10 protein-coding genes and 3 pseudogenes are annotated in these 14,533 nt (G+C 59.4%); 4 read left to right on the top strand and 9 right to left on the bottom strand.

The features are described from left to right. Positions 1–78: 78 nt before the first annotated feature. Positions 79–880, top strand: a pseudogene (locus QN397_RS06055) (IS5 family transposase); the annotation flags it as partial. 267 nt (positions 881–1,147) lie between these two features. On the opposite strand, the gene QN397_RS06050 reads toward QN397_RS06055, so the two are convergent. From QN397_RS06050 to QN397_RS06025, 6 genes are all read right to left on the bottom strand, one after another. After that, positions 1,148–1,348, bottom strand: a complete 201-nt coding sequence (locus QN397_RS06050) for a hypothetical protein (protein WP_323500368.1) — start codon at positions 1,346–1,348, stop codon at positions 1,148–1,150. 110 nt (positions 1,349–1,458) lie between these two features. After that, on the bottom strand, positions 1,459–2,091 hold the full coding sequence (locus QN397_RS06045) for a LysE family translocator (protein WP_323500367.1): 633 nt from the start codon (positions 2,089–2,091) through the stop codon (positions 1,459–1,461). 19 nt (positions 2,092–2,110) lie between these two features. Next, positions 2,111–3,091 carry a C-terminal binding protein gene (locus QN397_RS06040; protein ID WP_323500366.1) on the bottom strand — a complete coding sequence of 327 codons (981 nt, stop codon included), beginning with the start codon at positions 3,089–3,091 and terminating at the stop codon, positions 2,111–2,113. Positions 3,092–3,093: 2 nt separating this feature from the next. Further along, complete coding sequence (locus QN397_RS06035) at positions 3,094–3,804, bottom strand: 2OG-Fe dioxygenase family protein (protein ID WP_323500365.1); 711 nt, start codon at positions 3,802–3,804, stop codon at positions 3,094–3,096. A gap of 301 nt (positions 3,805–4,105) precedes the next feature. Then, positions 4,106–4,378: a hypothetical protein gene (locus QN397_RS06030; protein WP_323500364.1), complete on the bottom strand. Its 273-nt coding sequence runs from the start codon at positions 4,376–4,378 to the stop codon at positions 4,106–4,108. Between the two features lie 705 nt (positions 4,379–5,083). Further along, the gene (locus QN397_RS06025; RefSeq protein ID WP_416352312.1) at positions 5,084–6,169 is read right to left on the bottom strand and encodes an IS630 family transposase; all 1,086 of its coding nucleotides are present in this window, start codon (positions 6,167–6,169) and stop codon (positions 5,084–5,086) included. A gap of 1,052 nt (positions 6,170–7,221) precedes the next feature. On the opposite strand from QN397_RS06025, the gene QN397_RS06020 reads away from it, so the two are divergent. Both QN397_RS06020 and QN397_RS06015 read left to right on the top strand, forming a co-directional pair. Continuing rightward, entirely contained in the window at positions 7,222–8,853 is a 1,632-nt protein-coding gene (locus tag QN397_RS06020) for a peroxidase family protein (RefSeq protein WP_323500363.1), read from the top strand. Between the two features lie 1,077 nt (positions 8,854–9,930). Then, positions 9,931–10,409, top strand: a pseudogene (locus QN397_RS06015) (transposase); the annotation flags it as partial. A gap of 427 nt (positions 10,410–10,836) precedes the next feature. Here the strand turns inward: QN397_RS06015 and QN397_RS06005 are convergent. Next, positions 10,837–12,714 carry a sensor histidine kinase gene (locus QN397_RS06005; protein WP_323500362.1) on the bottom strand — a complete coding sequence of 626 codons (1,878 nt, stop codon included), beginning with the start codon at positions 12,712–12,714 and terminating at the stop codon, positions 10,837–10,839. 53 nt (positions 12,715–12,767) lie between these two features. Next, on the bottom strand, positions 12,768–13,430 hold the full coding sequence (locus tag QN397_RS06000) for a response regulator transcription factor (RefSeq protein ID WP_323500361.1): 663 nt from the start codon (positions 13,428–13,430) through the stop codon (positions 12,768–12,770). A 136-nt stretch (positions 13,431–13,566) separates the two neighbouring features. Here QN397_RS06000 and QN397_RS05995 point away from each other — a divergent pair, with 136 nt between their 5' ends. Beyond that, a complete protein-coding gene (locus QN397_RS05995) occupies positions 13,567–14,184 on the top strand; it encodes a CHAP domain-containing protein (protein WP_323500360.1) in 618 nt (205 codons plus the stop codon). 42 nt (positions 14,185–14,226) lie between these two features. Here the strand turns inward: QN397_RS05995 and QN397_RS05990 are convergent. Then, positions 14,227–14,523, bottom strand: a pseudogene (locus QN397_RS05990) (transposase); the annotation flags it as partial. Positions 14,524–14,533: the final 10 nt, after the last annotated feature.

The following is a 14,533-nucleotide window of genomic DNA, read 5'->3' as shown; positions in this document are numbered from 1 at the left end:
CGGTTGAGAAACACCGCCTGATCGGCGGGATCACAATGTCCAACTTCTGGGGGTCAGTTCAAAACCGGGGCGATTCATTGGTGCGTCGGCTTGTCGATTGAAGACACGGTATGGAACCACTCCGTCTTTAGCAAAAACCGCGACCGGATGATCGAACACGATGTTGTTCTTGAACTGTTCAATGCCACGGTGAATATGGTGAAGTCCAAGGACCTCTTGTCTGGAGAACACTTCAGCGTCGACGGCACGCAGATCAAGGCCTGGGCCGGCCACAAGAGCATGCGTCGCAAGGACGGCAGTGACGACGGGCGCGACCCCGAGGACTGGCGTGGTGAGCGGCGCAGCAACGACACCCACGAATCAAAGACCGATCCCGACTCGCAGCTCTACCGTAAGAGCAACGCGGCCCTGGCCTTGGCAAGCTTCCTGGGCCATGTGACGACTGGCAACCGCCATGGGTTGGTCGTCAATATGCAGACTACGAAGGCCACAGGAACGGCCGAGCGTGATGAGACGGCCTCGATGCTCGTGGAGATGGAAATTCGGGCGCGGCACATCACGGTCGTGAGCAGACAAGGCTTACGACACCAGGGGCTTCGTGCAGGCGTGCCGCGAAATTGAGGTCAGCCCGCACGTCGCAAAGAACCTCGCACACAGCGGTGGAAGCGCCATCGATGGGCGAACCGCCCGGCACATCGGCTAGGAAATCAGTCAAAGCAAGAGAAAGTGCATCGAACAATGCTTTGGCTCGGCAAAGGTGGTCGGTCCGATACGCCAGGTGATGGTGCGAGGACTGGATAAGGTGAACTATGCATTCACCTTGACGATGACCGCCTACAACCTCACCAGGCTACGCAATCTCGCGGCGCTGGAAGGCTAAAGGGGCAGCAATCGACTGCAATGCGACTCGATCGGCGCACTTGCATCTAATAAGGTCGATAGGACGAAGTCGTAAGATTACAAAGTCGACAAACACGATGAACGCGCCTCGCTGTCGGTGAGACGCGTCTCGCAGTCGGAGAAACGCGTCTCGGCAATCTACCGATTTTTCAACAGCCTGCTAGTCATGGCAACCGGGCCTCGTTCGACCATTGGCTCTTCAACGGCCTGCTGATTCAACGGGGTGTTGAGCGTGCTGTAATTACAACTATCCCATCGAGTCGATACGGAGTTTTGCGTCTACTTCGGCTGCAATCAGAGCTTCTGATTCGCTGGCGATAGCGGGCGTGAGCATCGAGATTGGAAGATCGCGATCGATCTCGTAAAACCAGTGCCAGCCGCCGTCAACGAAACAGGTCTGGACAGCAATGCGCCGGCTTTTGTACTTGAAGTCTTTGGGCCGGGTCATCGTTATGTTTGCAGCGAGGCGCATTTGAAGCGCACGAACTGACTGACCCCGAACATCATTTTAGACTTCCCATGGCGCACGGATTGTGCCGACGCCTAGAACTTAAGGACTTACCAGATTAAAGCAACTGCAGCGAAAAAAAGCAGAACCGTGCCGGTCACGATGTTGATAGCTGCTTGAACCTTCACGTCCTCGATCTTTTGTTTCATTCTCGAGATGAAAAATGTCAGGAAGAAGAACCAGCTTGCGATGATCGACGCGTGAATCAGGACTAGCGAAAACCCCTCGAACACGGTGTTGCGGCCGGCGATGAACTGCGGGAAGGCGGCCAGATAGAACATCGACACCTTTGGGTTGAAGAGTTGGGTGATAAAGCCTTCCCTGAAGCTCTCGACCGACGACTTGGAAGACGAGACGGTTTTTCGCACAGCCTTCTCGCATAACTTGCCACGTAGAATATCCACGCCGGACCACAGCATTTTCGTACCGATGTACGCCAAGTACAGGCCGCCGATGCTTTTAACGACGAGGTAGAGGCGAGGACTCGAAAGCACGATCACCGAAATTCCGAAGAGCGACAGTGCTCCATGAAAAAAGGTGGCGCTGCACAGGCCGGCAATGTTGAACGTGGTGGTCTTTCGACCAAAGTTCGAGGCGTTGTTGATGATCAGCATCGTGTTGACGCCGGGCGAGAGCACCAGAAACAGCGCGATCAACGAGAAGGCAAGCAACCCGGTATTCATTTTTTTTCGACTCGACGGGTCAGTTGATCGTGTTTCTGAAAATGCCGTCATACAAAGCGAGACGGACGGTCTCATTGGCGTCCACCCGCTGTTCAATATGAGATTGGTCGGAGAAGTAAGCGTTGTGCGGATTGACCACCAGCCGGCCAGACAACCAGTCTTCATTGCGGCGCCACGCAGCGATCAGACGGTCATCGCCAGGGGGCTCGATCGGGAGGACATCGAGATAGACGCGGAACGCTCGGTTGGCACGCAGATGCACTGCGAGCGTATCAAGCGATTGCATGAGTTTGCCCCTACCGGTGTTGACCAGGATGGCATCAGGCTTCATGCAGGCCAGGAATTCGGCGTTGATCATTCCCACCGTCTCTTCAGTCAACGGGCAGTGCAGGGAAACGACGTCGCTGGAGCGCAACAGCTCATCCAGCGTTCCTGCGTAGTTTACCCCGAGCGACTTCCAAAATCCTCGATCCACATAAGGGTCGAAGGCTGAAATGTTGAAGCCGAAGGCCTTCAACCTCAGAGCTGTGGCGACGCCGATTTTGCCCAGGCCGATTAGGCCGACGTTGCGGTCGCTCGAACGCCAGGTCGCAAGATTGTGTTCCTGCCATTCATCGCCATAGTGCCTGGCCAAGTTGTCGTGGCGTGTGACCCCCCGCACTCCGTTGAGGATCATGGCGCAGGCCGTATCGGCCACCTCTTCGGTGCAATACGACGGATTGTTGGCGAAACGGATGCCCGCGCGCCTCAATGCAGCGACATCGACCTGGTCGTAGCCGATTCCATAGCGCACAACAATTTTACAGTTTTTCAGCCGGCGTGCGCTCAGCTCCGTGATTTGCGCGTGCCAGACCAGCAAAGCATCGAGCCCTGCAAGGTCAGAGTCTTTGAATTTGCGCTCGTTCAGCGAATTCAGAAAAACGAACTGAGCGCCTTTGCGTTCGAGTTCGAATTCGAACGAGCCCACTTCAAGGAGCCTGTCGGTAATACCAATTTTCATGATTAGCTCTCGCGGTTGTAGTCGATGACGAGCATGTCGCGGTGCCCGGCTTTGGAGGTAGTGGGGGTGATCTGCGAGACACCGTGGCGCAGCGCGCGGTCGTTGATCAAAAGGCCATCCATTCGATTTTTCAGAGTGACCGTCTTTAAAGTGTTTCCCTCGTCGTCGCTGAGGGTGCTGATGCCGCCCTGAATACCAACGCGGTTCATCAGATGCATGCTTATGAAATCGTGACCGTCGCAATGCATGCCTTCAGGCGTCGGTTGTCCGGTCAGGTCACTGCTACAACGAATCCGGAATTGGTGCACATACACTTTCCAGGCTGTCGCAGGACTTGTGACGCTACAGAGGATCGCTTGTAAGCAAGTTTTGATAATTTCCTGCAGGATCCTGTTTTGTCGAACCTTCGGCTCGACCGGAGCAAAGTCCCGCTTGCGGCCCCCTGCATACAGATTGATGGCGTGCGTCTGGTGGAAGACAAAATCATTCAACTCCTCGAATGTCATAGTCGATGAATCGACCGTGTATTTACAGAACCTGCGCTCTCGGTACGCGTCGCCTTCTTTCATGTAGTTGTCGGTGGCAAGACGGTCCCAGCTGCCAGTGAAGTCTTTCCAAGCATCGGGATGCTGTCGGTTGAGCGTCCATTCGTCGGCAGTCATGAACGAGAATTTCTGAGTTGTCAGTTCTCGCGCGGCTTTTTCGAGATTCATGGTCACACTACGCTGGGAACGCGCATGCTGCGGGCACGGGCGTACACCGTTCCTGACGATAGCGCTTGCAAACTCTTCCCTAAGGTATGGGCCAGCTTGATGTAGCCAGCCCATGAGCTTAGAAAACGGCTAACGCGCCGCCAATAGTCTGGATGACCAAAAGGGCTGGGCGGACTGAGTTGACAATTTGTGTTGGCAGGTTGCGCGAGGCTGCATGCACTTCGAGTTCTGACGTCATTGAAGTCGAATGTTGCGAAACCTATATCGCTTTGCTGCGCTGCAACGCAAGCAATAGTGTTTTTCAATGAACGTATTTGACACTTCCAGCGCAAGCCTGCCAGGGCGTGCCGTACTTGCGTGAGGCATCCAGTTTCTCGAGCTTCGCTGCAACGCAAAAAGCGCCATCGTTTTCGGAAATGCTGGTAAGCGCAGCGGTCTTGCTGGTCATCTCCCCAGTTGACATGCGCATCAGAACTTGATGCTCCAGCGGCGTAAGCTCCACACCCAGTCGTCCCTTGATGGCGCGCAGTATCTGCCCTGCCGGTCCGGGAGTGATGTGAACGCGGCCCTGCATGGATTCGTCCAGCGTCCGGCGCGGACCGTCGGGTGTTGCGTGTCTCTCGATGAACCCGCCTGCGCCTCCCAGAATGCAGCGAGGCCATCAGCAGGCGCGCCGCGGGGAAATCAAGTTCGACCTGGGTGAGCTGCTCAAGGTTGCGCTGCAGGTTGGCGGTCACGTCGATGACAACAACATCCGGTGTGAAGGTCGCAGCCGCCCAGCTTCCCTTTCTAACGCAACGTTCGACATGATCGGCGCCAGCGTCCTCCAGTGCAGCGCATAGGGCCGCTTTGAGATCGGAGTCGTTGTCGGTGAAAACTATGGTGATTTGCGCAGTGCTCGACATGCCGCCATCGTTCGGCGTTTCCCGCCCCAGAACAATAGCGTGAATGCGGGATTCCCATTGGCTCTGCGCTGGACGCTCTCCAGCGAAAGACTGCTTTTCGCCGATCACCATCAAGCATGGCCCTCCTGACGGCAGCCGTTCGGCTTGTTACGGGGCGCGTCTGGACGCCCTTGTCAAGCGACATCAGGAACTGCCCCCTCATTGACTCATCCGATCTCCTACCGGGTGAGCTGAGCTTCATGCCTCACGTAATGTGCTCCTCGCTGAATGGTCCGACCGGAGCACCCCATCTGACGCGGCAAGTAAGCATGTCAACACGCAAGGCGCTGATCGACATAGTCAGTGCTAGTGTAGTGCGCTCTAAATCCTAATGCCTATTTGGAGGCTCGCGCCAGCGCCGCCTTGGCCCTCGTGACTTTGGCCAGGATGTCCGATGCTGTGGCCGTCCAGATGAAGGGCTTTGGGTTGGCGTTGTGATGCAGGATGTAGAGATCGATGGCGAGTTCTAGCTCAGCGACGCTGGCAAAGCTGTCGCGCCGGATGCGGTTCTCGGAGATGTCCCGAAAGAAGCGCTCCACCATGTTCAGCCACGAGGCGCTCGTGGGGGTGAAGTGCATGACAAAGCGCGGATGCCTGGCAAGCCAGGCCTGAACTTGCGGGTGTTTGTGGGTGCCGTAGTTGTCCACGATCAGGTGCAGCTCGAGGTGCCTGGGCGTCTGGCGCTGGATCAGGCGCAAGAAGTTCAGCCACTCTTCGTGCCGGTGCTGCGGCTGGCACAGGGAGATGACGGTGCCGTCGAGCGTGTTCATCGCCGCGAACAGCGTGGTCGTGCCGTGGCGCTTGTAGTCGTGAGTGACTATGCCGAAACGACCGCGCTTCATCGGCAGACCCGGCTGGGTGCGATCGAGCGCCTGGATCTGGCTTTTCTCGTCGCAACTGAGCACCAACGCTCGCTCGGGCGGGTTCAGGTAGAGCCCCACCACGTCCAGCAACTTGTCCTCGAAGCGCGGGTCCCGCGACAGCTTGAAGGAGGTCTGCCGATGCGGCTTCAAGCCATTGCGGCTCCAGACGCGACGAATGCTCGTCGGGCCCAGCCCCAGCTGAGCCGCCAGCGTGCGCGTGCTCCAGTGCGTGGCCGAGATCGGCTTGTCGTGCAGCGTCTTGGCGAGGATCAGCGACTCGACTTCGGCGGTCACGCTGCTGACCGGGCGCCCGCAGCGGGGTGCATCCTGTTTGAGCGCATCGATCCCGCTCTCCAGAAATCGCCCCCGCCACAGCGCGACCTGAAGTCGGTTCAGCCCGACCTCAGCCGCAATGTCCTTGTTCTGCCAGCCCTTGGCAGCCAGCAAGGCGATCCTGGCGCGCTGCTGCGTTCGAGCCTCCACTCGCCCTTTGCGAGTCAGGTTCAGCAGCTCCCGTTCAACCTCCGCGTTAGACACAGGTTGAAGTTTACAAGAGATATGCTAATTAGAGCGCACTACAGTAGGTGCCGATCGAACGCCAAGAGCGAGCGCAATTCGATTCTCCATAAGCTTGTGGCGATCACCGGATACCTGACCTTACCCCTGGAATCCGTACCCGATATCCGAGCTCATGAGTTGGCTTGCTGTGGCTGATTTGAAAGCCACTCCTGCTCGAACTGCGTTGGGCCGAGAAATGCCAGTGTCGAGTGCAGCCGGTCGCGGCTGAACCAGAGCAGCCAGTCGATGGTTTCGCCCTTCGCCTCGCGCTGGGTCTTGAACCCTTTTGTCGTGCAGTCGCTTCGCCTTCAACGACCCGAACAACGACTCACTGCGAGGGTTGACGCTCTTATCTCAAGCGGCGCGTTCGGAGTCCGCCAAATCAGCGAGGATCAACGGGTCCAGCTCGCGAACGATGTAGCGCTTGAGGCAGCGATGGAATGTTGCGGCAGATCGAGGATTGATCGAAATGCCGGAATTTCGTTGATCCATGGGCCAGCATTGGAAATCATTGCCAGCATTGGGTTCCGAAGGTGACGGTATAGGTCAGCCCAATCTCGGCATCTGGGTCAAATATGAGCCGGCGCCAACAAGGCGAGGCCAAAATCGACTACGCGTAGCCGATTTCCTGAACTATCAACCACCCAAAGTCTCGCCTTAATGCGTCTTCTGCAACGGTGTAAGTCTCGATAAGTCAGACTAATTCTCCGGTCGCCGTACCTGAGTGGAAGCTGACTTCTAAGGCTAGCTTTCTGCTCCAAAGGCTTTGCTCAAATTTAGTCATGGATTAACGACTTATGCCATTTGCTAGATGTGCACCAATTGGCAGAACGTCTACTCTCAGTGAAATCTTGTATCGGTGGCTATCCCGTTCAAGAGCGTGATCGAAGCGTTACTAACTCGTCCTTCCAAAGCAGACCTCTGTTCTGCTGATTCGACGCGAACGCGCCGATATCGCGTGACGTACAAGTTGATCGAAGAGTCATCTGCTCGCCCTGACCTTTTTGCTGAATTTGAAGGCGAGCACTCCACGACATTGCAAAGGAAATTCCATGAAAGCACCCTTGGTCGCCCGCCCTCACGGCGGCGTTCGCGGCGCCAACCTTTCGCGCAGTTCCCTTCTTTTTGAAGGTCCGTTCGGCAGGATGTTCCGGGCGGTGCCAGCGGCCGATTTTGGGGCCAGCGACGCGCATTCGCTGGCCGCTCTCAAGCAACTGGCAACCGCCATGACAGCAAAGGTCGATGCGGCAGATCCGAAAGATGGCCCGGACAGCGAAGAAAGTGGCATTCCGGCAGCCTTCACCTACTTCGGCCAGTTCATCGATCACGACCTCACGTTCGATCCGGCGAGCAGCTTGCAAAAGCAGAACGACCCCGACGCATTGCTGGATTTTCGGACACCTCGTTTCGATTTGGACAACCTGTACGGGCGCGGGCCGGACGACCAGCCTTACATGTATGGGCATGATGGAAGAACCTTCATCCTTGGCCTTGTTCTGACCGGAGCACCTCAGCTCAACAGCGGTGCGCATGACCTTCAGCGCAACACCGGCACGCCTGCGCGCGCGCTAATCGGTGACCCGCGTAATGACGAGAACGTGATCGTCTCGCAGTTCCAGGGGCTGATGCACCGTTTTCACAACCGGGTAGCCATGGACAACCCGACCTGGAGTTTTCCGAAGGTCCAGCAGGCCGTTCGCTTTCATTACCAGTGGGTACTTCTTCACGACTTCTTGCCGAAGATCATTGCGCCGGCCGTGCTGCAGGAGGTGCTGCCGATCGCGAATGACGGATCGCTGACTGTTAGCAGCAAGAACCTGCGCTATTACCATTCCCGTGACGCCGCCTACATGCCACTTGAGTTCTCGGCCGCGGCCTATCGCTTCGGGCATTCCATGATCCGACCGGGATACCGACTGAACGATGGCGTGCCACTGCAGCCGGACAAGACGCGCGACTCAGCCGATACGCTGCTGCCGATCTTCAAGCATGGCCTGCACGCCAGCGACCTGCGTGGCTTCCAGGCACCCCAGCCATCCTGGGCCATCGACTGGCGCCGATACATCGACCTCGAACCGATGGCGTACGGCGGCCCGATCGACGACCCGGACGTCGACAATTCCGGCAACCGCAATCGCCTTCAGCTGGCCTACAAACTCGACACCGCATTGGTGAACCCGTTGGGCGTCCTTCCTGCCTCGGTGGCAGTCGACCCGAGCGTTCTGGCGGCCCGAAACCTCGAGCGCGGCTGGCGCATGCGCCTCCCCAGTGGACAGGACGTGGCACGGGCGATGGGTCTGACGCCTCTGGATGACGGCGAGATCGCCATCGGGAAGTTCACCGGTGATCCGGCAGACTTCGTGGTGCCACCGGGTTCGTTTGCAACCTTCGCGGGGGGCGCTTTTGCAGACAACTGTCCGCTGTGGACCTACTGTCTGGCCGAGACTGTGGCGACAACGATGACTGTCAAGACGCTGGACGGCGACAAGCCGATCTCCACACGTCAACTCGGCCCGGTGGGCGGCCGTATCGTGGCGGAAACATTCCTGGGACTGTTACTGGCAGACTCCAGTTCGTATGTGAGTCTGAACCCCTTGTGGGCACCTTCCGTCTATGTCCAGAACGGAATTTTCGGTTTGCGTGAATTCATTGCTGCGGCATTGGGATACAAGATAGATGCTTGACAACTCGCGCTGCGTTCTCGTCTCTTGCCCGTTGGTGCTTACAATCGCTCTTGGCTGAACATCTTCGATCCCGTAGCGACGAACCATCTGCGCCAAAAACGAGTCGCCGGGTAGAGATGACGTAGAAATTGCCAAAGAAGCGACCACCTCGTCCCCAAGTCGCCTGTGGAATGCTGGACAGGAAATTCGTTTTGCGAGAGTCTCTCCTCTTGGCGCAAACGGGAAGCCTGACAAAACCTCGGAGTAAGTACACGTGCCAATCTCGTCGAACTGGCCTCCCTATTTGCTAGAAAGAGCAGCAACCCCGCGTCATGCCCTCGCGACTGTGCGATGCCAAGAGGTGTTACACAGCAGACCTTCGCATCCTACTTGCCGCCCCGGGTAAGCAATGTCCTCACTGCGGTCATGTACAGCGCAGTCATTCCCGAGTCCCCAAAGTAGTTGGCATCTGCCCCCTTGGCGAGAAAAAGCAGTATGGCGTCTGGAGCGAAGTCTGCCGCCTGAAGTGGCGGCGATCGCCGAATCCTCTATAGGTCAATCCAATGAGATGAGGATCTACGCCATCCACGAGCAAGGCCCGAGCGGTTTCGACTTGGGGCGGTCAGAGCTCATCCGGCGCCGACAGTGCAGGCTGTCAAGCACACGCTGGGCGCCTATCCCGAGCAGACGCTGGCCGATGCGGGCAACTGAATTAAGGCGGTGTTCCATACCCTTGCCGCGCGCACCAACCTGGTCGTGTCCACCGGGCGCATCCAGTAGTTCGGCGGTTCGGCCAGCCATTTGTGTCTGCGGCACGCGTCGCTGGCGACTTTATCTTCGCCAAAAAATGTATTGCTTTTTAGTAAGCGAAGGTAAGGTGATGTGCCGAATCGAAAAGCGGGAATTCAGCGACGTGGTTGTCGATGATTTTTCGTTGAAAGTGCCAGCCTTTTGACTCACCCGCAAAATCGCGCAACTGGCCGTGTCCCGCCTCGACGGCTCGGCAAACTATCGTTGCAGACTGTCGAGTTCGAGTGACCTTGCCCCCGAAAAACGCATCCCTTGCTGAGTGTTTCAATTCAAGCAAGGAGAACGGAAATGACGAAGACGGCAAGAGCGCGCTACACGCTCGAATTCAAGCAGGAGGCGGTGCGGCTGGTCGAGGGTGGTCAGAGCATCGCGGCGGCGGCACGCACTTTGGGGCTGATCGAGTAAACCCTGTTCAACTGGGTCAAGGCCAAGCGCGAAGGTAAGCTCAGCGGGGCTGACAGCAAGGCCATGAGCGCCGAGCAGATGGAGATCAGCCGGCTGCGAGCTGAGCTGGCGCGCGTGAAGATGGAGCGCGACATCCTGGAAAAAGCGACGCCGTACTTCGCGAAAGCACAGCGGTGAAGTACGCCTTCATTTAACGCCAACACCCACGCCACCGACGCGTGTGGCCGATCTCGGTGCAATGCCGGGTGCTGCGAATCAGTTTGGCGGGATACCACGAGCACTTCGTGCGCAAGGCCAGCCAGAGCCACAGAGACGGGCAGCGCCGCCACCTGAGCGACAATGCTGTGCCGCCGCACACCAGGTTAACCAGCGACACCAAGGTAAAAAACACGTCGTGGATCACCAGGCTGCCATAGGCGGTCGCCGTCAGGTTTGCGATCACCCAGAAGCCCCAGGTCATCAGCGAAAGCGACTGGGCGCCATCGTGGCTGCGCCAGACCACCACGATTTGTGGGATGTAGGTGAAGACTTGCGCCGCGTTGGTCACCCACGTAAAGCCAGGCGATGCCGCCCGGAAGCCAGGCCGGGTTGGCGTGAAAGATGTCGAACACCATGTCATCGCGCCGCCATGCCGCACCGGACGCTCTGCAGCAAAAGACGAAATGGATCGATCTGCGACTTCATGAGATGCACTTTCAACAGGGTTGCACGCCGCGGCGACATGTGAAGCCACTGTAGAAATTAGCCGCTACGGCGCCTATGCCGCATGGGCGTCGCGGCATCGCGCGTTCACGGGATGTTTCGCTGCGGCTGGCCTACCGTTTTCATTGGCACCCGCAGCGATACGCGCGTGCCTTCGTGGCCGTGATGTACCGCCAATTCGCCCCCCAGCTGGGCTGCCCGCGCGCGCATGTTGCCTATGCCGCGGCCGGCGCCCATCGGCGTCGCGTCGTCGCATCCGTTGCCGTCGTCGACCACCTCCAGTTCGAGCATCCCGTCGGTCTGCTGCAGCCCAATGCGTACCTTGCCGGCGCGCGAGTGCTTGAGCACGTTGGTCAGCGCCTCCTGCGCGACGCGCAGCAATTGCAGCGACGCCTGCGACGACAGCTCAATCCCGCTGTCGGGCAAGTCGATGGTCCATGCCGTGCGGATGTGCGCCTCTTCGAGTTGCGCCTGCCATCGAAAAAGAAAGTTGCCGATGGCGGTGCGGAAGTCGTCGTTGTCAGGGGCCAGCGCGTCGAGCGCCAACCGCATGTCGGCAATGCAATCGCGCAGTGTTTCAGCGACCTGCGATCGATCGATGTCGCCGCGCTCGACGCGCAGCAGCGAGGTGAAGAGCCGCGAGCCCAAGCCGTCGTGGATCTCTCGCATGATGAGCTGGCGTTCCTGCGACGCGGCGTGCTGCCGCTGCAGGGCCGACAGCCGGCTGAAGTTGTCCGCCAAATGTCGCTCGCGATCGGCCACGCGCGACTCGAGCGTGTGGTTCAGGTCTTCCAGCGCCGACAACGTGTGGATGAAGCGTGCAGTGAGCACGCCGCCCATGGCCAGCAGCAACAGGTTGGCTGCGTGATGCAGCAAGAAAATCCGCTGGCTGGCCCAGAGGGACCACAGCGGCGTGTCGATGCCGACATCCCACGACACCAGATAGTCAACCACGCCGGCGATCACCGCGATCACCAGCGCGAGCGGTATCACCGCGGCGGCCATCGTTCGCTGGCGCCAAACCGAACGCAGCGAAATGATGATGATGAATAACCCGACCGGAATGAGCCCTGCCGTCCAGTAGCGATTGACCACCGCTTCACCCGCCTGCCCGTGCAACGCGAGCCAGAGCGGCCCAGCAGCCCAGTACGACAGCAGGCCGCGCTCTGCCCAGACCCTCCGGATGCCGGCGAAGCGCAGCGCGAAAAGGGCCATCACCACGATGAAGCCGCCGGTCGCCGCCAGATAGGCGATGCGCCAAAGAAGCCATCGGTCGGCAGGCACGACCTCAATCACGAACGTGAGTGTGCGACTGCCCCAGAGCGCAGCCGCCAGCCCGAAGAGTCCGTACAACACCTCGCCGCGTCTGCGCCACCAGATGAAAAGCACGCAGCCCGACGCCAGCAGGCACACCAGCACGGTAATCTGCGGCATGGTCCGGGCCAAGAACAATCGGGCGTCGTAGCGCGGCATCAGTTGGACCTCCGGCCCGAGGTCGATGCGCGGGAGCCGGCGCGGCGTGGCCGCAGGCACTCCTGCCACGCGGATGTCCAATACGTTGCCGGCGAGCCGGAGCAGGTTGGCGGGCAGCACGATCAGATGCGGCCGCTCCCAGCGCACCCGTAGGGCATCGGAGCTTTCGGGGATCGCTCGAACAAACTCGCCGTTGAGCCACACCTGGCCGCCGTCATAGAGGTAAGGGAGGTACACGGCACATGTGGTGCCAGCGCCGATGCTGGTCCGATCGAACGCCACGCGGTACCAAGCCGCACCGTGCCCATCGAGACCATCGGAACTGGAATTGACCGGAAGCGCGGTGGAAACCCAGGGTCGATCCGCGGACGGCGGCGTCGTGTCGTCGGCCACCAGCATCAGCAGGCGATCGATCTGCCGCACCTGCGCCACTGCGCCCACGCCGGACAACAGGCAAGCCGCGACCGAACCGCAGGCGAGCAGGCGCACCATTCGAGTCACCGCCCGAAACGCCCGCAAGAAACGCACGACCTGCAAGACCAGAATCACAAAAGACCCATCTGGCTGGCTTCGTACACCGCCTCCCCGCGCGAGTGGACCGCCAGCTTGCGATAGATCTTCTTCACGTGCGCCACCACCGTGTGCGGCGAGATTCCGAGCAGTTCGCCGATGTTCTCGAAGGTCAGGCCCTTGGCGGTGAGCCGCAGCAACTCGGTTTCGCGGGCGCTCAATGGCGACGTCGGTGTGGCCGGTTCATCGGGACCGGTAACAGCGATGGGCTTCACCGCCAACCGAAAGCGCGCCAGCACGCGGCGCGCGATGCCGGGGCTGATCGGCGCGCCGCCCGCGTGCAGTTCGCGGATGCTTGTTGCAATGCGCTCGGCCGAGGCGTCTTTCAGCAGGTAGCCGCTGGCGCCGGCTTCGATCGAGGCCACTACATGATCGTCGTCGCCGAACATGGTGATGACCAGCACGTCGCACTGTGGATGCCGCAGCGCGGCATGGCGAATGACCTCGACGCCGCTGATGTCCGGCAGCCCGAGATCGACCAGCAGCACGTCGGGCCGCTCGAGGTCGAGCATGGCGATGCCTGCGGCACCGCTTGACACGGCGGCGACCAGGCCGAGCTCGGAATCGCTCAGAACGGCGGTTGAAAACCGCCGCGTGAATTCCGGTTCGTCTTCGACGATCAACACCCTGATGGCCATGCGCTTCCTTAATTCTTTCGCGAGCGGATGCGCATATTGTCTCGAATCGCGCGTGGGGCGGGCATAACGCGAAGGCGCTATCGCCAGCACGGGCGAGCGCAGCTATGGTTCGGCAAACTCAACCGGAATTCACCTCATGCAAAGTGTCGAGCAACTGCTGGCCCGCGCGTTGTCGATGGTCGGCGACGGCAGGCCCGGCTACGAACGCATCGTATATTGCGACGGCAAAGGCGGCTTCGATCCGGCTGCGGAGTCGCCCGCGCAGGACTTCGACGTCGCCACAAAGCTGGCGTCCGCGTCAGCTGAAGAGCGAGCCCAGTGGCAGCGCATTGCCAGCCATGCCGATATCGACCTGAATCAGCCGGGCCTGACACTGCCGGGCTGCGACTGTTCCGGCTTCGTCTGTTGGGCGCTCGACTTCACGCGCCAGCCGGCACCCACAGTCTGGATCAACACCGACAGCATCTGGGCCGACGCCAACGGTCACGCGACCCGATTCCGGAAACTGGCAAAGGCCGCGCCCGGCTGCCTAGTCGTCTACCCTAAGCCACGCAACGAAAAGTTCGGCCACGTCGGGATCGTGACCGCAGTCGATGCCGGCGGTGAAACAAGAACGATCGTCCATTGCTCGGCCAAGAACTTTATGGTGGCGCCATTCGAGTCCATCCTGAACAACGACACCGACGAGTTCAGGCGCCAGCCGCTGTCGATCTACACATGGAGCCGCGACGTGCAGGGACCGCCACGCGCCTAGCGTTGTGACCTTGCCCGTGCAATCCGTACCCCATAGCCGAACTCATGAATTGGCTTGCTGTGGCTGATTGGCAAGCCAGTCCTGCTCGAACTGCATCGGGCTGACGTAGGCCAGTGTCGAATGCAGCCGAGCGCGGTTGTACCAGAGCAGCCAGTCGATGGTTTCGTCCTTCGCCTCGCGTCTGGTCTTGAATCGCTTGCCGTGCAGTCGCTCCACCTTCAACGAGCCGAACAACGTCTCGCTGCATGCGTTGTCCCAGCAGTTTCCTTTGCGACTCATCGAGCCGGTGATGCCGTACTCCTGGAGTGCGTCCCTGAAGGCCTGGCTGGCGTACTGGGTGGATTCAATC

It is taken from the genome of Variovorax sp. RTB1, assembly GCF_035018765.1.
Taxonomy (GTDB): domain Bacteria; phylum Pseudomonadota; class Gammaproteobacteria; order Burkholderiales; family Burkholderiaceae_C; genus Variovorax.
The sequence above is the reverse complement of the archived record's forward strand: the minus strand, read 5'-3'. Positions and strand labels throughout refer to the sequence as shown.